Genomic DNA, 23,414 nt, shown 5'->3' on the forward strand with positions numbered 1-23,414 from the left:
AGATGCGCAAACAGGTAGAAATATTCACCGATGGATCCTGTCTTGGAAATCCCGGTCCCGGCGGTTACGGTGCGATTTTACGCTACGGTCAGCATGAGAAAACCTTCAGCGCGGGCTATTACCTTACCACTAACAACCGGATGGAGCTGATGGCGGCGATTGTCTCGCTTGAAGCGCTGACCCAGCCATGCGATGTGGTGCTCAGCACCGACAGTCAGTATGTGCGTCAGGGCATTACCAGTTGGATCCATAACTGGAAAAAGCGTGGCTGGAAAACCGCCGATAAAAAGCCGGTGAAAAATGTTGATCTCTGGCAGCGTCTCGACTTAGCCCTCAGCACCCATAAGATTCAGTGGGAGTGGGTTAAAGGACATGCCGGACACCCGGAAAACGAGCGCTGCGACGTGCTGGCCCGCAGCGCGGCGGAAAACCCTGCCTTTGAGGATATCGGTTATAAAGCCGAGTCCTGATCCTCTGCCTTGCGGAACTGACGCGTGGCATTGACCGTCTGGCGGATCTTGCTGGTGCTCAGGCTCTTTTTTGCCCGGGTCGGCAGCAGCGGGAAGGTTCGCTTACGTGCCACCACAATATTCAGACAGCCCAGCGCCGGTAAGTGGGCGCTGATCAGTTTTCCGCCCTGCCGGTGCCACGGCAGCACCTGAAAGCGGGTGCGGTAGACCACCTCATAATTCAGTAGTCCCAGCCAGTCGAGCAATCGCATCTGGCTGAACATCCGCCCGCTCCAGGGTGCTTTGCGGGTTAATCCCGGTACCATTTTACTCACACCTAGCAGGCTGAAGGGATTGAAGCCGCTGATGATCATCCAGCCATCATCGATTAACACCCTGTCCACTTCGCGTAGCACCCGGTGAGGATCCTGACTCCAGGCGAGCGTATGGGCCAGCAAACAGGCATCAATCGACTTCGACTCAAACGGCAACTGCATCGGGTCAGCCCGCACCTGTAACAGCTCGCCTTCACTGCCCACATTGACCTGATGTGAAATAGCACAGTTTTCAGTGTTGATTTCTGCGCTGAGGTTGCCAAGCTTAAGCATATGAAAGCCATAAAGCTTTCCAAGGTAAGGCTGAAGCTGCTGCGTTAGCGCGTCGCGGAAATAATCTCCCCACGGCATATTGCGCCAGGACAACGGTGCGTTCAGAACCTGGCGTGATTTAGCGGGCTTCATGCTTTACGCTCTTCCTTTTCCTACGACCTGCGAGAGGTGATGATGAATCTTACCAGTATTCCTGCGTTGCAGGACAACTACATCTGGACGCTGAATGATGATGAGGGTAAATGCCTGATCGTTGATCCCGGCGAAGCTCAGCCAGTGTTAGAAAAAATGGCGTCAAACGGCTGGCAGCCAGTCGCGATTCTGTTGACTCACCACCATAACGACCATACGGGCGGCGTGAAAACATTATGTGAACACTTCCCTCACCTTGAGGTTTATGGTCCTCAGGAAACCGAAGCGAAAGGTGCCAGGACGATAGTCAGCGAAGGGGATAAAGTCACCGTACTGGGCCTGACCTTTGAAGTGATCCATACCCCTGGTCACACTTTAGGACATATCTCATATTACAGCTCACCTTATCTTTTCTGTGGTGACACTCTCTTTTCAGGCGGTTGCGGACGCCTTTTTGAGGGCACACCAGAGCAGATGTATGATTCGTTTCAAAAGCTTAATCAGCTTCCAGGAGAAACCTTAGTCTGCTGTGCGCATGAATATACTTTATCCAATCTGAAGTTTGCTGCGGCTATTCTGCCCCATGACCCGCAAATAACGGCCGAATACCAGAAAATTAAGGACTTACGTGCCGAAAATGGCATTAGTCTGCCAACAAAACTGGCGCACGAACGGTCAATAAATTTATTTCTGCGTACGCAAGATATTGATTTGCAAAGGGCATTAAACGTTAACGTTACTGATGAACCGGTATGGCGGACATTTGCCGTTCTACGCGAGAAGAAAGACGCTTTTTGATTTTTCGGGTTGTGTTGTGAAAAGTCGTCACGTATAGTTGCTCGTCTTTTAAGCGAACTATTGACACACACATGAAGGCTAAAGCGATCTTACTCGCCTCAGTCTTGCTGGTAGGATGTCAGGCTTCCAGGAACGATGCCAATATCCCCGAACAGCATGCACAGAGTCTGTCTTCAGCTGGTCAAGGTGAAAATGGAAAGTACGGAGACGAGTTTTTGTCGCCGCGATGGCAGGAAGATGGAACTGGCCTCGCAGCAGACGCAGATCTCTGGAGTTTCATTAGTGACGAGTTGAAGATGGGGATTCCGGAAAACCCGGCAATCCGCGAACAAAAAAGTAAATTTTTAAAAAATAAGAGCTATCTCCACGATGTAACATTACGGGCAGAGCCGTACATGTACTGGATAGTCGAGCAGATACAGAAACGTAAAATGCCGATGGAACTGGTACTGCTACCCATAGTGGAGAGCGCTTTTGACCCTCGCGCAACCTCATCCGCCAATGCCGCTGGTATCTGGCAGATTGTTGCAGCTACGGGTCGAAACTATGGTTTGAAACAAAACCAGTATTACGATGGGCGACGTGATGTAGTCGCATCCACGAAAGTTGCGCTGGATATGATGCAGCGTCTTAACACCATGTTTGACGGTGACTGGTTACTGACCATCGCTGCTTACAACAGTGGTGAAGGACGGGTGCTCAAAGCGATTAAGCAGAATAAGGCGCGCGGTAAGCCGACTGACTTCTGGCATTTATCGCTGCCACGCGAAACGACCGTGTATGTGCCTAAAATGTTAGCTCTGAGTGAACTGCTCAAAAATAACAAGCGTTACGGTATCAAACTGCCGACACCTAATGAAAGTCGTGCTCTGGCACGAGTGGAAGTGGGTCAGCAGATACAGCTGACGCAGGCTGCCGAAATGGCAGGTATGTCGCTCACGAAACTTAAGAGCTTCAATACCGGCTACAAAGGCGGTGCAACAGCGCCAAACGGCCCGCACTATATTATGGTGCCGAAGTCGAACGTCGCGAAATTGCGAAACTCACTGGCTTCCGGTGACATCGCAGCGGTACAGCCTGTGCAGCTTGCGAAAGCCAGCGCGAGTGGCGGGTACAAAGTGCGACGGGGTGATACGCTTTCTGGTATCGCCGCTAAACTTGGCGTTAGCGTCTCGACACTGAAGCAGGAAAACAACCTGCGCGGTGCTGATATCCGACCGGGTCAGACGCTGACCATCGGTTCGAACGGCACCCGACTGGCTGATAACGGCAACAGCATCACCTATCGTGTTCGTAAGGGTGATTCTCTTGACAGTATTGCCCGTCATCACGGCGTCAATATCAAAGACGTGATGCGCTGGAACAGTGTGCTGGACAGTGCGAAAGATATTCAACCCGGCGATAACTTAACGCTGTTTGTGAATAATAACGCAACACCGGATACCTGATACGTTGAAAAGGCTGACATTTGTCAGCCTTTTTCTTTTATTCATCTGCCGCCGTTTACTCATCCCCCGACGTCCCTCCCCTGCTTCAGGCTTCTTCGTCGCGCAGGATTAGCCGCCTGAACTGAACTCCACCAGTAACGGATTATGATCGGAAGCGCGCGTCACCAATACGGATGCCTCACTCACTCTGAGATCGCGATAGAAGACGAAATCCAGCGGGCGACCAAACGCTTTGCGGCGGTGATCGGCCGTAAACATCACCTCTTCCAGCTTCATCCGCTGTGCAAACCGGTAGAGCGCATTGATGCGCTGACGGCTCCAGGCATTGAAATCCCCCGCCATGATTACCGGTCCCTGATGATGCATGATCTGTTCGCCGATGGGTCCCAGCTGTTTACTGTAGACGTCGACACCCAGGCTGAAGTTAACCGCATGGATGTTAACCACCATCAGCATTTCTCCCGCTGGCAGCGGATACGCCGTAACCAGCGCCGATTTTGACAGCCTCAGCAGAGGCTCACGCTCGCGTAATGGGCAACAATAGACCGGATGGGCAGAAGCGAGTGTCATCACGCCAGAGGGATGCTGAGGCAGCACAAAGGCAGGCACCTGATCGGCAGCCAGATAATTACTGGTGGCAAACTGCACCAGTTCGGGTGTGGTCTGCGCTTCCTGCAGTAATACCAGGTGCGCATCCTTACCAAATCCTTCCAGCACTGACATCCAGTCTGCACGCTGCTGCTTGAAAATATTCCATACCAGAACTTTAAGGTTTGGATGCGCGGGCAACGGTGCGCCGGGTGGCAGTGCCTGGCCGAGATGGAGCATCGCGCCAGGTGGAAAAATCTGTTCCACTGGTTGTCCTGCTACATATCGCATTGCATAAGTTTTTTTGCGCACTTTCCCGCCTGGCTGATAATTCAAAAATACAGTTAACACCTGTCTGTTATAGGGATTCTAGACCGGGGTTTCAATGGATGCAGGTGAATGTCAGAATTCATCACGCTTTTCCAGAATAAAGGCGTTAGTTTAAGCTCGCTAAGCTAAACGAGGCAGAACCAGGCCACATCAACGGTGTCATCATTGAGGACGGCTGTACTGGTTATGCCAGTATAATCGTTCATAAAGTAGCTAAATATCTACGACACGACAGGGCGGAAAAATGAAGGCATCTTCTGACGAACTCAAAGTGTTTGTCAGTGTAGTAGAGAGTGGAAGTTTCAGCCGTGCTGCTGAGCAATTGCAGATGGCAAACTCTGCCGTCAGCAGAACCATAAAAAAACTGGAAAACAAGCTGGGCATTGCTCTGCTGACCCGTACCACGCGACAACTGGCACTGACGCAGGAAGGCGAACGCTATTTCCGCCATGTTCAGCGCTTTTTGCAGGAGATGACTACCGCAGAAAGCGATTTGATAGAAAGCTTACATGAGCCCAAAGGGCTATTGCGCGTTGATGCCGCGACACCGGTTATTCTGCATTTGCTGATGCCGATGGTTAAGCCCTTTCGCCAGCGCTATCCCGGGGTGACGCTTTCGTTGATCTCCTCAGAGAGTTTTATCAATCTGATTGAACGGAAAGTGGATATTGCAATTCGTGCCGGCAATCTCACGGACTCAACGCTACGCGCCAGATTACTGTTCAACAGTTTTCGCAAGGTTGTCGCGTCACCAGCCTATCTCCGTGAGTACGGTGTACCACAAAAGGTGACCGATCTGGATAACCATCATTGTCTTGGCTTCGAAGAATCCCCGAGGCTCAATCGCTGGCCCATCGCACGTGAAAGCGGCGAACTCTATGACATCGACTGGGCTATCTCTTCCAATAGCGGAGAGACAATTAAGCAACTCTGTCTTACCGGCAATGGTATTGCCTGTCTGTCAGACTATATGATCGATCGTGAGGTGGCGGAGGGAACACTGGTGGAGGTGCTGGCCGATCAACGTCTGCCGGTCGAGATGCCCTTCAATGCGGTCTACTACAGCGATATCGGTGTGAGCCAGCGTGTGCGGGCTTTTATCGATTTTCTCAGTGAGTGGACAGCTGAGCAGCCGTGGCGCACATGAGGTCTTTTGCACTGGCTTATTTGCTGAAATGGAAAAAGCCCTGACCGTTAAGTCAGGGCTTTCCAATTAAGTGGCGGAACGGACGGGGCTCGAACCCGCGACCCCCTGCGTGACAGGCAGGTATTCTAACCAACTGAACTACCGCTCCACCGATTCTTTCACGCTTATCAGCAACCAGCTGATAACCGTCTGTTCCCGTTATTTTCCCTGTCAGAGGAAAAGGAACAAATTTGATGCCTGGCAGTTCCCTACTCTCGCATGGGGAGGCCCCACACTACCATCGGCGCTACGGCGTTTCACTTCTGAGTTCGGCATGGGGTCAGGTGGGACCACCGCGCTACAGCCGCCAGGCAAATCTTGGTGCACGAAACGAACCTTTTACGCCATGACCGTGTTGCCATCGCTCAGCCACACCGGTCACATACCTCAGTATGCTCCCGCTGATGTCTTCGCTCTGCGCCTTGTCACGCCGCAAAATCTTTCGTTTCCGCTAATTTTATCCGGAATAAGCTGAAAATCGTGTCTCTCAAAAACGCCTCTGGCGTTGTAAGGTTAAGCCTCACGGGTCATTAGTACCGGTTAGCTCAACGCATCGCTGCGCTTACACACCCGGCCTATCAACGTCGTAGTCTTCAACGTCCCTTCAGGACCCTCAAGGGGTCAGGGAGAACTCATCTCGGGGCAAGTTTCGTGCTTAGATGCTTTCAGCACTTATCTTTTCCGCACTTAGCTACCGGGCAATGCCATTGGCATGACAACCCGAACACCAGTGGTGCGTTCACTCCGGTCCTCTCGTACTAGGAGCAACCCCCCTCAATTCTCCAGCGCCCACGGCAGATAGGGACCGAACTGTCTCACGACGTTCTAAACCCAGCTCGCGTACCACTTTAAACGGCGAACAGCCGTACCCTTGGGACCTACTTCAGCCCCAGGATGTGATGAGCCGACATCGAGGTGCCAAACACCGCCGTCGATATGAACTCTTGGGCGGTATCAGCCTGTTATCCCCGGAGTACCTTTTATCCGTTGAGCGATGGCCCTTCCATTCAGAACCACCGGATCACTATGACCTGCTTTCGCACCTGCTCGAGCCGTCACTCTCGCAGTCAAGCCAGCTTATGCCATTGCACTAACCTCACGATGTCCGACCGTGATTAGCTGACCTTCGTGCTCCTCCGTTACTCTTTAGGAGGAGACCGCCCCAGTCAAACTACCCACCAGACACTGTCCGCAGCCCGGATTACGGGCCTACGTTAGAACATCAAACATTAAAGGGTGGTATTTCAAGGTTGGCTCCACGCAGACTGGCGTCCGCGCTTCAAAGCCTCCCACCTATCCTACACATCAAGGCTCAATGTTCAGTGTCAAGCTGTAGTAAAGGTTCACGGGGTCTTTCCGTCTTGCCGCGGGTACACTGCATCTTCACAGCGAGTTCAATTTCACTGAGTCTCGGGTGGAGACAGCCTGGCCATCATTACGCCATTCGTGCAGGTCGGAACTTACCCGACAAGGAATTTCGCTACCTTAGGACCGTTATAGTTACGGCCGCCGTTTACCGGGGCTTCGATCAAGAGCTTCTCCTTGCGGATAACCCCATCAATTAACCTTCCGGCACCGGGCAGGCGTCACACCGTATACGTCCACTTTCGTGTTTGCACAGTGCTGTGTTTTTAATAAACAGTTGCAGCCAGCTGGTATCTTCGACTGGCTTCGGCTCGGGGAGCAAGTCCCTCCACCTACGCGCCAGCGTGCCTTCTCCCGAAGTTACGGCACCATTTTGCCTAGTTCCTTCACCCGAGTTCTCTCAAGCGCCTTGGTATTCTCTACCTGACCACCTGTGTCGGTTTGGGGTACGATTCTGTGTTACCTGATGCTTAGAGGCTTTTCCGGAAGCTGGGCATTTATCACTTCAGCACCGTAGTGCCTCGTCGTCACGCCTCAGCGTTGATAAGGGACCGGATTTACCGGACCCTCCGCCTACACGCTTAAACCGGGACAACCGTCGCCCGGCTGATATAGCCTTCTCCGTCCCCCCTTCGCAGTAACACCGAGTACAGGAATATTAACCTGTTTCCCATCGACTACGCCTTTCGGCCTCGCCTTAGGGGTCGACTCACCCTGCTCCGATTAACGTTGAACAGGAACCCTTGGTCTTCCGGCGAGCGGGCTTTTCACCCGCTTTATCGTTACTTATGTCAGCATTCGCACTTCTGATACCTCCAGCATGCCTCACAGCACACCTTCGACGGCTTACAGAACGCTCCCCTACCCAACAACGCATAAGCGTCGCTGCCGCAGCTTCGGTGCATGGTTTAGCCCCGTTACATCTTCCGCGCAGGCCGACTCGACCAGTGAGCTATTACGCTTTCTTTAAATGATGGCTGCTTCTAAGCCAACATCACGGCTGTCTGTGCCTTCCCACATCGTTTCCCACTTAACCATGACTTTGGGACCTTAGCTGGCGGTCTGGGTTGTTTCCCTCTTCACGACGGACGTTAGCACCCGCCGTGTGTCTCCCGTGATAACATTCCTCGGTATTCGCAGTTTGCATCGGGTTGGTAAGCCGGGATGGCCCCCTAGCCGAAACAGTGCTCTACCCCCGAGGATGAGTTCACGAGGCGCTACCTAAATAGCTTTCGGGGAGAACCAGCTATCTCCCGGTTTGATTGGCCTTTCACCCCCAGCCACAGGTCATCCGCTAATTTTTCAACATTAGTCGGTTCGGTCCTCCAGTTAGTGTTACCCAACCTTCAACCTGCCCATGGCTAGATCACCGGGTTTCGGGTCTATACCCTGCAACTTAACGCCCAGTTAAGACTCGGTTTCCCTGCGGCTCCCCTATACGGTTAACCTTGCTACAGAATATAAGTCGCTGACCCATTATACAAAAGGTACGCAGTCACCCCCATAAAGAAGGCTCCCACTGCTTGTACGTACACGGTTTCAGGTTCTGTTTCACTCCCCTCGCCGGGGTTCTTTTCGCCTTTCCCTCACGGTACTGGTTCACTATCGGTCAGTCAGGAGTATTTAGCCTTGGAGGATGGTCCCCCCATATTCAGACAGGATACCACGTGTCCCGCCTTACTCATCGAGCTCACAGCACATGCGCTTTTGTGTACGGGAGTATCACCCTGTACCCTGCGACTTTCCAGACGCTTCCACTAACACACATGCTGATTCAGGCTCTGGGCTGCTCCCCGTTCGCTCGCCGCTACTGGGGGAATCTCGGTTGATTTCTTTTCCTCGGGGTACTTAGATGTTTCAGTTCCCCCGGTTCGCCTTGCAGCACTATGTATTCATGCTGCAATGATGCACAGAGTGCACCGGGTTTCCCCATTCGGACATCGACGGCTGTAGCGGTTCATATCACCTTACCGTCGCTTTACGCAGATTAGCACGTCCTTCATCGCCTCTGACTGCCTGGGCATCCACCGTGTACGCTTAGTCGCTTAACCTCACAACCCACAGGCGTTTTTCAACGCTGCGAGCTGCAAGCATTTGAGAGACTCGAACATGTCGTATTTTTCATTCTTATTACGGAGAATGAAAACGACACGTCGTTTCAATTTTCAGCTTGTTCCGGATTGTTAAAGAGCAAATATCTCAAACGCGGCCCGGCTGCTTACGCAACCAGAACGGTTTTGAGATACTGTATGGAGACACCTTTCACCTGTCACCAAGCAGGTGGCGTCCCCTAGGGGATTCGAACCCCTGTTGCCGCCGTGAAAGGGCGGAGTCCTAACCGCTAGACGAAGGGGACACGATAGTGTCACGACTTCGCAGCCGTCCTGCTCATTACTTTTTATCAGACAATCTGTGTGAGCACTGCGCCGGAAGGTATCTTCAGGTAAGGAGGTGATCCAACCGCAGGTTCCCCTACGGTTACCTTGTTACGACTTCACCCCAGTCATGAATCACAAAGTGGTAAGCGCCCTCCCGAAGGTTAAGCTACCTACTTCTTTTGCAACCCACTCCCATGGTGTGACGGGCGGTGTGTACAAGGCCCGGGAACGTATTCACCGTGGCATTCTGATCCACGATTACTAGCGATTCCGACTTCACGGAGTCGAGTTGCAGACTCCGATCCGGACTACGACGCACTTTGTGAGGTCCGCTTGCTCTCGCGAGGTCGCTTCTCTTTGTATGCGCCATTGTAGCACGTGTGTAGCCCTACTCGTAAGGGCCATGATGACTTGACGTCATCCCCACCTTCCTCCGGTTTATCACCGGCAGTCTCCTTTGAGTTCCCGACCGAATCGCTGGCAACAAAGGATAAGGGTTGCGCTCGTTGCGGGACTTAACCCAACATTTCACAACACGAGCTGACGACAGCCATGCAGCACCTGTCTCAGAGTTCCCGAAGGCACCAAAGCATCTCTGCTAAGTTCTCTGGATGTCAAGAGTAGGTAAGGTTCTTCGCGTTGCATCGAATTAAACCACATGCTCCACCGCTTGTGCGGGCCCCCGTCAATTCATTTGAGTTTTAACCTTGCGGCCGTACTCCCCAGGCGGTCGACTTAACGCGTTAGCTCCGGAAGCCACTCCTCAGGGGAACAACCTCCAAGTCGACATCGTTTACGGCGTGGACTACCAGGGTATCTAATCCTGTTTGCTCCCCACGCTTTCGCACCTGAGCGTCAGTCTTTGTCCAGGGGGCCGCCTTCGCCACCGGTATTCCTCCAGATCTCTACGCATTTCACCGCTACACCTGGAATTCTACCCCCCCTCTACAAGACTCAAGCCTGCCAGTTTCAAATGCAGTTCCCAGGTTAAGCCCGGGGATTTCACATCTGACTTAACAGACCGCCTGCGTGCGCTTTACGCCCAGTAATTCCGATTAACGCTTGCACCCTCCGTATTACCGCGGCTGCTGGCACGGAGTTAGCCGGTGCTTCTTCTGCGGGTAACGTCAATCGACGTGGTTATTAACCGCATCGCCTTCCTCCCCGCTGAAAGTACTTTACAACCCGAAGGCCTTCTTCATACACGCGGCATGGCTGCATCAGGCTTGCGCCCATTGTGCAATATTCCCCACTGCTGCCTCCCGTAGGAGTCTGGACCGTGTCTCAGTTCCAGTGTGGCTGGTCATCCTCTCAGACCAGCTAGGGATCGTCGCCTAGGTGGGCCATTACCCCGCCTACTAGCTAATCCCATCTGGGTTCATCCGATAGTGAGAGGCCCGAAGGTCCCCCTCTTTGGTCTTGCGACGTTATGCGGTATTAGCCACCGTTTCCAGTGGTTATCCCCCTCTATCGGGCAGATCCCCAGACATTACTCACCCGTCCGCCACTCGTCACCCAAGGAGCAAGCTCCTCTGTGCTACCGTCCGACTTGCATGTGTTAGGCCTGCCGCCAGCGTTCAATCTGAGCCATGATCAAACTCTTCAATTTAAGTTTGATTTGCTTAAACAAGTTAAGCGGTGCTCATCTGTAAAACGTCATAATGAATTTCATTATGTGTTCACTCGTGAGGCTTTGATATTTTGTTGCGTCCTGAGACGCTGATATCAATCCTGCGAGTGCCCACACAGATTGTCTGATAAATTGTTAAAGAGCAGTGCGAACAGTGCGTTAGCGTCCTGTCGCGAGGTGGCGTATATTACGCTTTCCTCCTGCAGAGTCAACCCCTGTTTCAGAAGTTTTTCTCCGGCGGCGCAGTCTCCTGTGCCTCCTAACCCGTTTTCCGTTGCCGGTTTGCCGTGTCAGTGGAGGCGCATTATAGGGAACGGTTCAGATAGCGCAAGTGCAAATTGAGACTTTTTTGCTGTTCGTCTGAAATTTGCACAAAAGCGCCGTTTTAGCCCTGTTTAATGCGTGCTGGCAGCTCTGCGAGGCTATTAATCACCCAGTCTGCTGCAGCTTCACCTTCAGCCGTGACGGGTTTACCGCTACGCACCAGTACTTTGGTGCCAATACCGGCAGCCTTTCCTGCCAGCATATCTTCCAGCTTGTCGCCCACCATATAAGAAGCAGCCATATCAATATTCAGCTCTTCCTGTGCGGTCAGCAGCATGCCGGGCTGTGGCTTACGGCAATCACATTCCTGACGGAACTCTTCTACAGTTGCTTCGGGATGGTGAGGACAGAAATAGATGCCATCAAGATCGACGTCGCGATCGGCCAGCGACCAGTCCATCCACTCTGTCAGACGCATAAAGGTATCTTCGGTAAACATACCGCGCGCTATGCCAGACTGATTGGTCACGACCACCAGCGCATATCCCATTGCCTTCAGTTGCTGCAGCGCTTCAATCGTGCCGTCAATAAACTGGAAGTCATCGATCTCATGAACATAGCCACTGTCGACATTAAGGGTGCCATCACGATCAAGAAAAATAGCGGGGACTTTATTCGCCACGTAGAAACTCCTGCTGTAAAAATTGCCGCTCAGTATCGCATGATTGCTATAAAAGGGAGAATGTCAGATTGAATCACTTCCATTGATTCAGACGTCTGGATGCCTTACCATCCATCCAGCTTTTATAGCGATTAAAAGTGACGAGGCTTCCCACACCACGGACAACGCAACACGATAATTAATAACATAATGATTAAACTAGAAAATATTACTAAGGTGTTTCAGCAGGGCTCGCGGACTATTCCGGCATTAACGGATGTCAGCCTGCACGTGCCTGCCGGACAGATTTATGGCGTTATCGGCGCTTCCGGTGCCGGTAAAAGTACATTGATTCGTTGTGTGAATCTGCTGGAGCGCCCCACTTCAGGCCGCGTACTGGTCGACGGAGCCGATCTGACTGCACTTAATGAGCGTCAGTTAACCCAGGCACGCCGCCAGATTGGCATGATCTTCCAGCACTTTAACCTGATGAACTCCCGCACCGTCGCGGGCAACGTTTCTCTGCCACTGGAACTCGGTAATCTCTCCCGCGCCCAGATCAACGCTCGCGTCACTGAGCTGCTGGAACTGGTGGGATTGTCCGATAAGCATGACGCCTGGCCTGCCAATCTCTCGGGCGGTCAGAAGCAGCGTGTCGCGATTGCGCGTGCGCTGGCCAGTAATCCCAAGGTTCTGCTGTGCGACGAAGCCACCAGCGCACTGGATCCCGCTACAACCCGCTCTATTCTGGAATTGCTGAAAGATATTAACCGCCGCCTTGGGCTGACGATTCTCCTGATCACTCATGAGATGGATGTGGTGAAACGCATCTGCGATCAGGTTGCGGTCATCAGTCAAGGTGAGCTGATCGAGAAAGACAGCGTCAGTGAAGTGTTCTCACACCCTAAGACGCCGCTGGCGCAGCAGTTTATTCAGTCGACTCTGCATCTGGATATTCCGGATGATTACCAGCAGCGTCTTTCAGCCACCGCCGCTGAAGGCACCGTGCCCCTGCTGCGACTGGAGTTCACCGGTAAATCAGTTGATGCGCCGCTGCTTTCCGAAGCAGCCCGCCGTTATAACGTGAATAACAACATTATCAGTGCCCAGATGGATTACGCCGGTGGTGTGAAGTTCGGCATTATGCTGGCCGAAATGCACGGCGCAGAGAGCGATACGCGCGAGGCAATAGCCTGGCTGAAAGAGAATCATGTGAAAGTAGAGGTGCTAGGTTATGTCTGAAGCGATGATGTGGTTGCTGGGACGGGGCGTATGGGAAACGCTGATGATGACCTTCGTCTCAGGCTTTTTCGGTTTTGTACTGGGCCTGCCGGTCGGCGTTTTACTTTATGTCACCCGTCCGGGGCAGATTCTGCAGAATCAGGGGCTGTACCGCGTGCTCTCCGCGCTGGTGAATATCTTCCGCTCCATTCCTTTCATTATCTTACTGGTCTGGATGATTCCTTTTACCCGCGTTATCGTCGGCACCTCAATCGGACTCCAGGCAGCCATCGTGCCGCTGACCGTTGGCGCTGCACCGTTTATTGCGCGTATGGTTGAAAATGCCTTGCTGGAACTGCCTACCGGTCTGATTGAAGCGTCACGTGCCATGGGCGCTACGCCAATGCAGATCGTCCGTAAGGTCCTGCTGCCGGAAGCGATGCCGGGCCTGGTGAATGCAGCCACCATTACCCTGATTACGCTGGTCGGTTACTCCGCCATGGGTGGCGCAGTGGGTGCCGGTGGTCTGGGCCAGATCGGCTATCAGTATGGTTATATCGGATACAACGCCACGGTGATGAATACGGTATTGGTGTTGTTAGTGGTTTTGGTGTATCTCATTCAATTCTGTGGCGACCGCATTGTGCGTGCAGTGTCCCATAAGTAAGCCAGCAATCTCACATTATTAAGAAGGAAAGGATATGTCTTTCAGATTCAAAAAAATTGCCGCTGTGGGTGCACTGATTGGCGCGATTGCGCTGGCAGGATGCGATCAAAAAGAGAAAGACGCTAACCACATTAAAGTGGGCGTCATTGTCGGTGCTGAGCAGCAGGTTGCTGAAGCCGCACAGAAAGTGGCTAAAGAGAAGTATGGTCTGGACGTTGAGCTGGTCACGTTTAACGACTACGTGCTGCCGAATGAAGCGCTGAGCAAAGGCGATATCGACGTTAATGCCTTCCAGCACAAACCGTATCTGGATCAGCAGATCAAAGATCGTGGTTACAAGCTGGTTTCAGTGGGTAACTCTTTCGTCTACCCAATCGCGGGCTATTCGAAGAAGATCAAGTCACTGGATGAGCTGCAGGATGGCGCACAGGTTGCCATTCCGAATGACCCGACCAACCTGGGTCGTACGCTGCTCCTGCTGCAGAAAGTGGGTCTGATCAAACTGAAAGATGGCGTGGGCTTGCTGCCAACCTCACTGGATATCACTGAGAATCCTAAGCATCTGAAAATTGTTGAGCTGGAAGCACCACAGCTGCCGCGCTCATTAGACGATCAGCAGATCGCACTGGCCGTAATCAATACCACTTACGCCAGCCAGATTGGCCTGACCCCAGCTAAAGATGGCATTTTCGTCGAAGACAAAGATTCACCTTACGTGAACCTGATTGTTGCCCGCGAAGATAATAAAGATGCGGAAAACGTGAAGAAGTTCGTTCAGGCTTACCAGTCTGACGAAGTGAACGAAGCCGCTAACAAAGTCTTTAACGGCGGCGCGGTCAAAGGCTGGTAATTCAGCTATTCATCTCCTTAAGGGCGGCGCTATGTCGCCCTTTCTGTTATTGGGTACCCTGCCCGACTTGTTATTTATTCCCGTCCTTGTTTCAATAACGCCACTTTTTGAAACCTGAGGATGTTGCCATGCGTTTTTTACCGCTCTGCTTGTTAGCATTGATGCTGACAGGGTGTGTTCATGAGTATCACCCGATAAGCAGCGCACCGTCCCGGCCGCAGCAATCCAGCCAACCGACCCGCAAACCCGTGGTACGACCGGCCCCGGTTAAGCTCTATACCGATGCCGCCGATCTGGTCAGCAAACCGTTCCGCGATCTGGGTGAAGTCTCCGCTGAAGATTGCCAGATCAGTAATCAGAACTCCCCGGCCAACATCGCCACAGCACGTAAACGTCTGCAGATCAAAGCCTCACAGATGAAAGCCAATGCGGTGCTGCTGCATCAGTGTGAAATCGTCACCGGCACGCCGGGCTGCTATCGTCAGGCCGTCTGCCAGGGTTCAGCGCTGAAAGTCAGCAATCAATGAGTGAATTCGCCTTTGCGCAAATTGGGGTAATCCGTTCACCGTGGAAAGAGAAGTTTGCCGTGCCGCGCCAGCCAGGTCTGGTGCAGGATGGTGGCGGCGAACTTCACCTGCTGCCCCCCTACAATCAGCCGGAAGCCGTTCGCGGGCTGGAAGACTTCAGTCACCTCTGGCTGCTGTTTGTCTTCCATCAGACGATGGCGGGCGGCTGGCGTCCTACGGTTCGCCCTCCCCGGCTGGGCGGCAATGCGCGCATGGGTGTTTTTGCGACACGTTCAACGTTCCGTCCCAATCCCATTGGCATGTCGCTGGTTGAACTGAAAGGGATCAGGATTGAAAAACAGCAGGTGATTTTGCAGCTTGGCAGTCTGGATCTGGTCGATGGCACGCCGGTGGTGGATATCAAACCTTATCTGCCCTTTGCCGAAGCGCTGCCTCATGCGCAGGCCGGGTTTGCTCAGGCTGCACCGGCGGCGGATATGCCGGTTCGCTTCTCCGCGCTGGCCCAGCAACAGCTTCAGCAGCAGTCGCGCTACCCCAATCTCGCACGCTTTATCAGTGAGGTGCTGGCACAGGACCCTCGTCCCGCTTACCGTCAGGGTGAAACGCAGGAGCGGGAATATGCGGCCTTGCTGATGGATTTTAATGTACGCTGGCGCATTGACGATGCCGGTACTGAAGTGATCGCTATCGACCCGCGTTAAAACCCGCTTTTGAGCCGGTGATCTCACTGGTACACTAGCCGCCAGCAAAATTCTGTCTGTGACTTTCCGATCAACTGGAACCGTAATCAATGCGTACTACTCAATATCTGCTCTCTACTCAGAAAGAGACGCCTTCCGACGCTGAAGTGATCAGCCACCAGCTGATGCTGCGCGCCGGTATGATCCGCAAACTGGCTTCTGGCTTGTACACCTGGTTACCGACCGGTGTTCGCGTGCTGAAGAAAGTCGAAAATATCGTGCGCGAAGAGATGAACAACGCGGGCGCGGTTGAGATTTTAATGCCGGTTGTGCAGCCCGCCGACCTGTGGCAGGAGAGCGGTCGCTGGGAGGAGTATGGCCCGGAACTGTTACGTATTGCCGATCGCCACGAGCGTCCTTTCGTGCTGGGTCCGACGCATGAAGAAGTAGTCACTGACCTGATCCGCAATGAGCTGAGCTCTTATAAGCAACTGCCGCTCAACCTGTATCAGATTCAGACCAAGTTCCGTGATGAAGTGCGTCCACGCTTTGGCGTGATGCGTTCACGCGAGTTCATCATGAAAGATGCTTACTCGTTCCACGTTTCACAGGAATCACTGCAGGAAACGTATGATGCGATGTATCGCGCCTATAGCCAGATCTTCAGCCGTATGGGCCTGGATTTCCGTGCCGTGCAGGCCGACACCGGCTCTATCGGCGGCAGCGCATCACATGAGTTCCAGGTGCTGGCGCAGAGCGGTGAAGATGATGTGATCTTCTCTACCGATTCTGATTACGCCGCCAACATTGAGCTGGCCGAAGCTGTCGCCCCCGCCGGTGAACGTGCCGCGCCGTCGCAGGAGATGCAGCTGGTTGAGACGCCAGACGCAAAAACCATCGCGGAGCTGGTTGAGCAATTCAGTGTGCCTGTTGAAAAGACAGTGAAAACGCTGATTGTTAAAGGTGCTGAAGAGAGCGGTCATGCACTGGTTGCCCTGCTGGTTCGCGGCGATCATCAGCTGAATGAGATCAAAGCAGAGAAATCAGCTATCGTTGCATCACCGCTGGTGTTTGCGACAGAAGAAGAGATTCGCGCCGCCGTCGGTGCCGGTCCGGGTTCCATTGGACCAGTAGGTCTGCAGATGCCAATCATTGCTGACCGTACCGTGGCGAAGATGAGCGACTTCAGCGCCGGTGCCAACGTCGATGGTAAACACTACTTCGGCATTAACTGGGAGCGCGATCTGCCGCTGGCGAGCGTGGCGGATATCCGTAACGTGGTCGAAGGCGATTTAAGCCCGGATGGCAAAGGTACGCTGCAGATTAAACGCGGCATCGAAGTCGGTCACATCTTCCAGCTCGGCACCAAGTATTCTGACGCGCTGAAAGCCTCCGTTCAGGGTGAAGATGGCCGTAATCAGGTGATGAGCATGGGCTGCTACGGCATCGGCATCACTCGCGTGGTTGCCGCAGCCATTGAGCAGAACCATGACGATCGCGGCATCATCTGGCCAGCCGCACTGGCACCGTTCGAGGTGGCGATTCTGCCGATGAACATGCAGAAATCGTTCCGCGTTAAAGAGCTGGCGGAAGAGCTGTATGCCACCCTGCGTGCCAAAGGCGTTGAAGTTATCCTGGATGACCGTAAAGAGCGTCCGGGCGTGATGTTCGCAGATATGGAACTGATCGGTGTGCCACACACCATCGTCATCGGCGACCGCAATCTCGACAATCAGGAGATTGAATATAAGTCACGTCGCGCCGGTGAGAAGCAGATGATTAAGCAGGATGAAATCGTTGATTTCCTGCTGAAGGCTCTGAATAAGTAAGCTTTGAAGGAACGGTCAGATGCCTCGTTTGCGGGCGTCTGACTGCTGAGAAACTCAACATAGCTTGAATCTGGCAGCAATGGAAAAGCTTAACGCCCAGGGAACAGGGTCAGAAGAGGAAAGCGTCCCGCCGCCCGGCTAAAAACGCCGGGAGCGTTTTTGAACAACGCAAAGCGTTGGCCCGGTTACGGGCGCACCTCAGGGATGAGGCGCGTAATCGCGCGGGCCGAGCGTGCCATGGATGGCGGTTTTTGCGTCTTTCCGATCTGACCCTGTTTCCAGGGCAGGTTCCGACTCACCGCTAGAGGAACCTGACTTTATCGGCACCTAAACGCCCCGTCTGCGGGGCGTTTTTTATTGCACCCTGCCGCGCATCGCTTTCGTTGAACTACGTCGCGCTTTTCCTTCCAGACGCCGCTCTTTCGAGGCGCGGGTCGGGCGCGTGGCGCGCCGGGCTTTTTCGACCGTGCTCAACTCCTGGATCAGATTGACCAGACGCTGCAATGCCGCTTCGCGATTCATTTCCTGACTACGATACTCCTGCGCCTTGATCACCACCACGCCCTCACCGGTAATCAGATGATGACTGGCGGTGAGCAACCGCTCTTTATAAAACGCGGGCAGTGAAGAGGCCGCAATATCGAAACGCAGATGAATGGCGGTACTGGCTTTGTTGACATGTTGTCCGCCCGCACCCTGGGCACGAATCGCCGTCAGCTCGATCTCACTCTCCGGAATCTCAACCGAACGGGATAGCATAATCATTAGCTTGCTCCCCACACCTTAATCACGTTGACCTCCGATAACCTGTTCATCAAATTAACCTTTTGTGCTCTGATTCATTCCGCCTCAGACAGCGGAATCTGTCACTTTAGCAGTGATTCGCGCACTGATCCTGCTTTACGCAGGCTGATTTCCTCTAAATGGCTATGATATAGTCGCCAGTTAACCAGAGTATTTACGCTCTGCTGAGGAAGGCCACGTGCAAAATTATTGTGAGTTAGTTCGCCGGAAATATGCCGAAATCGGCAGCGGGGATTTAGGTTACATACCGGATGCGATTGGCTGCGCATTAAAGGCGCTTAATGATATTGCCGCAAATACTGAGCTAAACTCTTCTGTCAGGGAACAGGCGGCTTACGCCGCTGCTAACTTATTGGTGAGCGACTATGTTGATAAATGAAGCGTACCAACCTATCAATTGCGATGATTACGATAATCTGGAGCTCGCCTGCCAGAACCAATGGATGCTGTCGCTGGAAATGAAAGATGGCGAGCAGCTCAAGGCAAAGGCTAAAGAGATCTTCTCACGCAAGAATGTGGAATATCTGGCTATCGATCTTTCCGGTGAGCATCGCGAATTACGTCTCGACCATATCGCCAGCTTTACCCATCCCGAACTGGGTACGGTCGTGGTCAGCGCAGAGTAATCCACGTATTCCGGGCGGGACCTTCCCGCCCTGTTAAACGTCAGGGCTGTAACGAACCGTAGTATGCCGCCAGATCCGCCATATCGTCGTCACTCAATCCCGCCACAAACGCCTTCATAACCTCAGCCTGACCGCCACTGCGTTCGCCCTTTTTGTACGCCTGCAGCGCATGCTCCAGATAAGGGGCGTGTTGTCCTGCCAGGTTTGGGTAGAGCGGCACCGCCGCTTTGCCCGCTGCGCCATGACACGCCATGCAACTGGCCGCTTTTTCTGCGCCGCGCTGCGTATCACCCGCCGCCCATGCCGGTAATACGGCGGCCACTAAACAGACGATAAGCCATTGCTTCATTGTTATTGCTCTCATGAGCGGGATGCCCTGTCCCAGACTATCTGCCAGCCCTGCTGATCACTGGTCGCGCCCGCGTGTGTGACAAAGAGATTCGGCACACAGACCAGCGTCTGGTTATAAAAAATTAACGGCAGCCGTTCTCGCTGCCACGGCGGTATCTGTAACTCCTGCCACAGCTTTTTCATTTCTCTTCCGCCATTGCGGCCCACCAGATGGACGTGACCCTGCGCATGGAACCGCACGCTGATCTGCTCATCCGGCAGAGGATAGCGCAACAGGCTCTGCGACATGCTGGCATGCAGCGTGCCGAGGTTCTGCGGTAACGACAGCGGCTGGCGGATATCGGGCCATGCCAGCTCGGTGTCGCGCAGTGATGTGAATAACGGCAGCCAGAAGAGTTGCTGACGGAAACGACGCAATTCAGCCTGGCCGAAGCGTAGCCGGGGCTGTGCATCTTCCCGGCTCGCCATCACTTCATCGCGAATACGCTTCAGCGCATCCCGCGATGGCATCGCGCCACCCTGTCCGGCGATCCAGCGGCGCAATAACGCGTTAGCGCGCAGCGTGCTCATGTTCATTAAAGGTGGAAAATAGAGGCTGCCGTCAGGCTGGATCAGCTCGGCCAGTTGCCCGGCGAGCAGCTCATCCAGTAACTGCTCCTGCTCACTGCACAATGCCGCACTTCGGGCCGTTGCCTCAGCAAAATGGGGCCAGCGCTGATTAAGCTCAGGCAGCAGCCGCTGGCGGAGGAAGTTACGATCGTAGCGAAGATCCTGATTACTTTCGTCGTCTATCCACACCAGCTGATGGACGTCGGCATAAGCTTCCAGCGACTGTCGCGACTGATTCAGCAGCGGCCGCACCAGCTGATGCGTACCCAGCATGCGCGATGAAGGCATCGCAGCCAGCCCGGCCGGCCCACTGCCACGCTTCAGCGCCAGCAGAAAAGTTTCACACTGATCGTCGAGGTGCTGCGCGGTAAGCAATATCTCGCCCGGCTTGAGCGCGGCGCTCAGCGTCTGATAACGGGCGGTGCGGGCGGCTGCTTCAATCCCGTTTTCCCTGCCATCCACCGTCACGCGTAGCACGTCACATCTCAGCTGCCACTGTTCGCATATCGTCTGGCAATGGGCGGCCCATGCATCGGCATTCGGGCTGAGACCATGATGCACATGCAACGCCCGCAGGCGAGATTCGGGATGCTGCAGATGCCAGTCACGAAGCTGATGCAACAACACGGTTGAATCAAGTCCGCCGCTGAACGCAACCACCAGCGCGGCATCGGGTTGCAACAGGGCGTCAAAAGCGGGCAAAGACATGGCAGAATCCGGATAATCGGGCCACCGAATGTCGCCCGCTGAGCGCGCTATTTTACGCCTGATAAAGCTCCAGCGGCAAACCATCCGGATCGGCAAAGAACGTACACTGTTTCCCGGTCAGTTCATCGATGCGAATCGGCTCGCAGACCACGCCTTTATCAGCCAGCGTCGCAACGGCAGCGGCCACATCCGGCACGGTAAAGGCCAGATGGCGCAGGCCACACGCTTCGGGATGACTGACGCGTGCTGGCGGCTCGGGAAAAGAGAACAGCTCAATGGTATAGCGATTCTGTAAGGCCAGATCCCCTTTCCAGGAGTCGCGCGCCTCGCGGTAAACTTCGCCCATCAGTCGAAAGCCCAGTACGTCGCAATAGAACGCTTTGCTGCGCTGATAGTCGGAGGCGATGATGGCGATGTGGTGAATAGCGGTTAACTGCAACATAGTGAATGTCCTGATTGGGGCAGGCTGTCCGCAGACCGCCTGCCGCTGATAGTGATTTAAAGGGTTACGCGAGGTCGTTTTTCAGTACGCGGACGCGATACTCGCCCTCTTCCGTCAGGCTGGCACCGTGAATATCGGTTTCGAAGCCCGGGTAGTGCCGGCCAATGCTGCACAGCATCAGCAGGAAATCGAGCACGGCACGGCTTTTTTCGGTAATCATCTCGCCCGGCATCACCAGCGGAACGCCTGGCGGATAAGGCAGGATCATGTTGGCCGACACCCGCCCGACCAGTTCGCTGAGGTCCACCGTTTCGATGTTGCCCTTCACCTGCTGCTGAAACGCCTGATGCGGCGTCATCTTCATTTCGGGCAGGACATCAAACGCCTGCAGCATCAGACGCGGCAGATCGTGATGGCGGATCAGCTGATGGATCCCCTGCGCCAGCGTCTGAATGCGCATATTGCGATAGAAGTCAGGATCTTCAGCGTAGAGATCCGGCAGCATGTTTTTCACCCGCAGGTTGAGATCGTAGGCGCGTTTGAACTCGGTCAGACCGCGCAGCACGCTCATCGCTTTGGTTTTGTCGATGCCGATACTGAACAGGAACAGCAGGTTATAGGGGCCGGTTTTCTCCACTACAATGCCGCGCTCATCGAGAAACTTCGCCACCAGCGCGGCCGGGATCCCCTCTTCCGCCATTTCACCTAGCTCACTCATGCCTGGCGTCAGGATGGTGACTTTGATCGGATCGAGGTACATGTGATCGCGATCGGCCTGCGTAAATCCATGCCACTCTTCTTCGCCGGGCTGGATCGCCCAGCATTGCGCTTCATCGATCTGTTCCGGCTGCCAGATATCGAAGAACCAGCTGTCAGACTCTTCGCGCAGGCGCTGGATTTCCCGACGGAAGTGCAAGGCGCGTTCCACCGAACGATTGATTAACCGCTTACCGGGGTTACCGCGCAGCATCGCCGCAGCGGTTTCTATTGAGGAGACGATGGCGTAATTGGGCGAGGTAGTGGTGTGCATCATGTAGGCTTCGTTAAACGTCTGTTCGTCGTAGTCGCCTTTAATGTGAATCATGGAGGCCTGCGAGAACGCTGCCAGCAGTTTGTGGGTCGACTGCGTCTCGTATACCACCTTGCCCGGAATACGATCGCCACTCATGCCGCTTTTACCGGCATAAATCGGATGGAAATTGGTATATGGCACCCAGGCCGAATCGAAATGAATCGACGGCACATCCAGCGTCTCTTTGATGTACTGGGTGTTGTAGAGCAGCCCATCGTAGGTGGAGTTGGTGATCACCGCATGCACCGGCCAGGTCGCGCGATCGGTGGTCGCGACCTTCTGCGTAATGCTCTCGCGGGTGAACTCGTGCTTCGGGATACCGCCGAGAATCCCCAGCGCATTGCGGGTCGGCTTCAGCCAGATCGGGATCAGATCGCTCATCATCAGCAGATGAGTCAGAGACTTGTGGCAGTTGCGATCGATCAATACGGTGCTGCCCGCCGGTGCCGCATACATGCCGACAATTTTATTCGAGGTCGAGGTGCCATTGGTCACCATGTAACTCTGCTCGGCGCCAAACGTGCGAGCGATGTACTCTTCCGCTTCAAGGTGCGGGCCGGTGTGATCCAGCAGCGAACCCAGCTCGGTCACTGAAATAGAGATGTCCGATTTCAGTGTATTGGCTCCGAAGAAGTCGTAGAACAAACAGCCTACCGGGCTCTTCTGAAATGCGGTGCCCGCCATATGGCCTGGCGTGCAGAAGGTGTACTTGCCCTCTTTCACATAGGTGAAAAGTGCTTTGGTCAGCGGTGGGGTAATGTGGTCGAGATAGTCATCGGTATACTGCCGGATATGCAGCGCGATATCGTCGGCGGCATTCAGCGCATACTCAAAAAAGTGCAGTGGCATGCGCATCTCATTGATGCTGATGTCCATCTGCGAGTGGGTATTGATAAAGGCATACAGCGGCAGGTATTCATTGAGCTGATTAATCTCGCCGCACAGTTCCGGACTGTTGTGCGCGTCCCAGTCGAAGATCACGCCACTGATACGCGGATTGTGTTCGATCAGCTTCAGCAGATCGTCACTGTTTTTCGGGTAAAGCAGCTGGAAGCCTTGCAGATTTAACGCCGCGTCGAGTTCGCGTAACGGTTCATCTTTATAAAACACGCCGTGCGCGCCCATGATCGCCAGAATATTCAATGCCCCTCTCCCTGATTGTTGTGGAACCGGACAAGCATAACCGCTAAC

At 53.9% G+C, this 23,414-nt stretch carries 20 protein-coding genes, 2 tRNA genes and 3 rRNA genes; 12 read left to right on the forward strand and 13 right to left on the reverse strand.

Annotated elements, in window-relative coordinates:
* Positions 1-2 precede the first annotated feature (2 nt).
* The gene (gene rnhA, locus EGO56_RS15250) at positions 3-470 is read left to right on the forward strand and encodes a ribonuclease HI (protein WP_013356869.1); all 468 of its coding nucleotides are present in this window, start codon (positions 3-5) and stop codon (positions 468-470) included.
* Here the strand turns inward: rnhA and EGO56_RS15255 are convergent.
* Positions 452-1,189 (reverse strand): class I SAM-dependent methyltransferase, encoded by a 738-nt coding sequence (locus tag EGO56_RS15255; RefSeq protein WP_013356868.1) that lies wholly within the window; start codon positions 1,187-1,189, stop codon positions 452-454. The two genes, rnhA and EGO56_RS15255, sit on opposite strands and share 19 nt — an antisense overlap.
* A 42-nt stretch (positions 1,190-1,231) precedes the next feature.
* On the opposite strand from EGO56_RS15255, the gene gloB reads away from it, so the two are divergent.
* A complete protein-coding gene (gene gloB / locus EGO56_RS15260; protein WP_135910590.1) occupies positions 1,232-1,987 on the forward strand; it encodes a hydroxyacylglutathione hydrolase in 756 nt (251 codons plus the stop codon).
* A 71-nt stretch (positions 1,988-2,058) separates the two neighbouring features.
* On the forward strand, positions 2,059-3,435 hold the full coding sequence (gene mltD, locus EGO56_RS15265) for a murein transglycosylase D (protein ID WP_013356866.1): 1,377 nt from the start codon (positions 2,059-2,061) through the stop codon (positions 3,433-3,435).
* A 108-nt stretch (positions 3,436-3,543) separates the two neighbouring features.
* Here mltD and EGO56_RS15270 read toward each other — a convergent pair whose 3' ends face one another.
* Positions 3,544-4,335, reverse strand: a complete 792-nt coding sequence (locus EGO56_RS15270; protein WP_033732016.1) for an endonuclease/exonuclease/phosphatase family protein — start codon at positions 4,333-4,335, stop codon at positions 3,544-3,546.
* 262 nt (positions 4,336-4,597) lie between these two features.
* Here EGO56_RS15270 and yafC point away from each other — a divergent pair, with 262 nt between their 5' ends.
* On the forward strand, positions 4,598-5,500 hold the full coding sequence (gene yafC / locus EGO56_RS15275) for a DNA-binding transcriptional regulator YafC (RefSeq protein WP_135910004.1): 903 nt from the start codon (positions 4,598-4,600) through the stop codon (positions 5,498-5,500).
* 71 nt (positions 5,501-5,571) lie between these two features.
* On the opposite strand, the gene EGO56_RS15280 is transcribed toward yafC, so the two are convergent.
* The 6 genes from EGO56_RS15280 to gmhB form a co-directional block, all read right to left on the reverse strand.
* A tRNA-Asp gene (locus EGO56_RS15280) sits at positions 5,572-5,648 on the reverse strand.
* Positions 5,649-5,735: 87 nt separating this feature from the next.
* A 5S ribosomal RNA gene (gene rrf / locus EGO56_RS15285) occupies positions 5,736-5,851 on the reverse strand.
* A gap of 197 nt (positions 5,852-6,048) precedes the next feature.
* Positions 6,049-8,955, reverse strand: a 23S ribosomal RNA gene (locus tag EGO56_RS15290).
* A 230-nt stretch (positions 8,956-9,185) separates the two neighbouring features.
* Positions 9,186-9,260 (reverse strand) — tRNA-Glu (locus EGO56_RS15295).
* 88 nt (positions 9,261-9,348) lie between these two features.
* A 16S ribosomal RNA gene (locus EGO56_RS15300) occupies positions 9,349-10,891 on the reverse strand.
* Together the 16S, 23S and 5S rRNA genes with 2 tRNA genes alongside form the textbook arrangement of a ribosomal RNA operon.
* Positions 10,892-11,297: 406 nt before the next feature.
* On the reverse strand, positions 11,298-11,858 hold the full coding sequence (gene gmhB / locus EGO56_RS15305; protein ID WP_135910006.1) for a D-glycero-beta-D-manno-heptose 1,7-bisphosphate 7-phosphatase: 561 nt from the start codon (positions 11,856-11,858) through the stop codon (positions 11,298-11,300).
* Positions 11,859-12,047: 189 nt separating this feature from the next.
* On the opposite strand from gmhB, the gene metN reads away from it, so the two are divergent.
* The 6 genes from metN (at position 12,048) to proS (ending at position 17,611) form a co-directional block, all read left to right on the forward strand.
* Positions 12,048-13,079 (forward strand): methionine ABC transporter ATP-binding protein MetN, encoded by a 1,032-nt coding sequence (metN, locus tag EGO56_RS15310; protein ID WP_135910008.1) that lies wholly within the window; start codon positions 12,048-12,050, stop codon positions 13,077-13,079.
* A complete protein-coding gene (locus tag EGO56_RS15315) occupies positions 13,072-13,725 on the forward strand; it encodes a methionine ABC transporter permease MetI (RefSeq protein WP_009091958.1) in 654 nt (217 codons plus the stop codon). Before metN ends, EGO56_RS15315 begins: the two co-directional genes overlap by 8 nt.
* Positions 13,726-13,759: 34 nt before the next feature.
* Positions 13,760-14,575, forward strand: a complete 816-nt coding sequence (locus tag EGO56_RS15320; RefSeq protein ID WP_013356861.1) for a MetQ/NlpA family lipoprotein — start codon at positions 13,760-13,762, stop codon at positions 14,573-14,575.
* Between the two features lie 128 nt (positions 14,576-14,703).
* Entirely contained in the window at positions 14,704-15,102 is a 399-nt protein-coding gene (rcsF, locus tag EGO56_RS15325) for an Rcs stress response system protein RcsF (RefSeq protein ID WP_013356860.1), read from the forward strand.
* Positions 15,099-15,803: a tRNA (N6-threonylcarbamoyladenosine(37)-N6)-methyltransferase TrmO gene (gene tsaA, locus EGO56_RS15330; protein WP_033781942.1), complete on the forward strand. Its 705-nt coding sequence runs from the start codon at positions 15,099-15,101 to the stop codon at positions 15,801-15,803. The genes rcsF and tsaA overlap by 4 nt, the downstream gene beginning before the upstream one ends.
* A gap of 89 nt (positions 15,804-15,892) precedes the next feature.
* Positions 15,893-17,611 carry a proline--tRNA ligase gene (gene proS / locus EGO56_RS15335; protein WP_135910010.1) on the forward strand — a complete coding sequence of 573 codons (1,719 nt, stop codon included), beginning with the start codon at positions 15,893-15,895 and terminating at the stop codon, positions 17,609-17,611.
* Between the two features lie 354 nt (positions 17,612-17,965).
* Here proS and arfB read toward each other — a convergent pair whose 3' ends face one another.
* A complete protein-coding gene (arfB, locus tag EGO56_RS15340; protein ID WP_095707659.1) occupies positions 17,966-18,376 on the reverse strand; it encodes an alternative ribosome rescue aminoacyl-tRNA hydrolase ArfB in 411 nt (136 codons plus the stop codon).
* 217 nt (positions 18,377-18,593) lie between these two features.
* Here arfB and EGO56_RS15345 point away from each other — a divergent pair, with 217 nt between their 5' ends.
* Together EGO56_RS15345 and rof are read left to right on the forward strand one after the other, a co-directional pair.
* Positions 18,594-18,794, forward strand: a complete 201-nt coding sequence (locus tag EGO56_RS15345) for a YaeP family protein (protein ID WP_003852623.1) — start codon at positions 18,594-18,596, stop codon at positions 18,792-18,794.
* On the forward strand, positions 18,781-19,041 hold the full coding sequence (gene rof, locus EGO56_RS15350) for a Rho-binding antiterminator (protein ID WP_013356856.1): 261 nt from the start codon (positions 18,781-18,783) through the stop codon (positions 19,039-19,041). The genes EGO56_RS15345 and rof overlap by 14 nt, the downstream gene beginning before the upstream one ends.
* 40 nt (positions 19,042-19,081) lie before the next feature.
* Here the strand turns inward: rof and EGO56_RS15355 are convergent, their stop codons facing one another.
* The 4 genes from EGO56_RS15355 to EGO56_RS15370 form a co-directional block, all read right to left on the reverse strand.
* Positions 19,082-19,390 (reverse strand): c-type cytochrome, encoded by a 309-nt coding sequence (locus EGO56_RS15355; protein WP_135910012.1) that lies wholly within the window; start codon positions 19,388-19,390, stop codon positions 19,082-19,084.
* Between the two features lie 11 nt (positions 19,391-19,401).
* Complete coding sequence (gene tilS / locus EGO56_RS15360; RefSeq protein ID WP_135910014.1) at positions 19,402-20,709, reverse strand: tRNA lysidine(34) synthetase TilS; 1,308 nt, start codon at positions 20,707-20,709, stop codon at positions 19,402-19,404.
* A 52-nt stretch (positions 20,710-20,761) separates the two neighbouring features.
* Entirely contained in the window at positions 20,762-21,151 is a 390-nt protein-coding gene (locus tag EGO56_RS15365) for a VOC family protein (RefSeq protein ID WP_033731641.1), read from the reverse strand.
* Between the two features lie 64 nt (positions 21,152-21,215).
* A complete protein-coding gene (locus EGO56_RS15370; protein ID WP_033731640.1) occupies positions 21,216-23,366 on the reverse strand; it encodes a lysine decarboxylase LdcC in 2,151 nt (716 codons plus the stop codon).
* Positions 23,367-23,414 lie beyond the last annotated feature (48 nt).

It is taken from the genome of Pantoea vagans (assembly GCF_004792415.1).
GTDB lineage: Bacteria > Pseudomonadota > Gammaproteobacteria > Enterobacterales > Enterobacteriaceae > Pantoea > Pantoea vagans.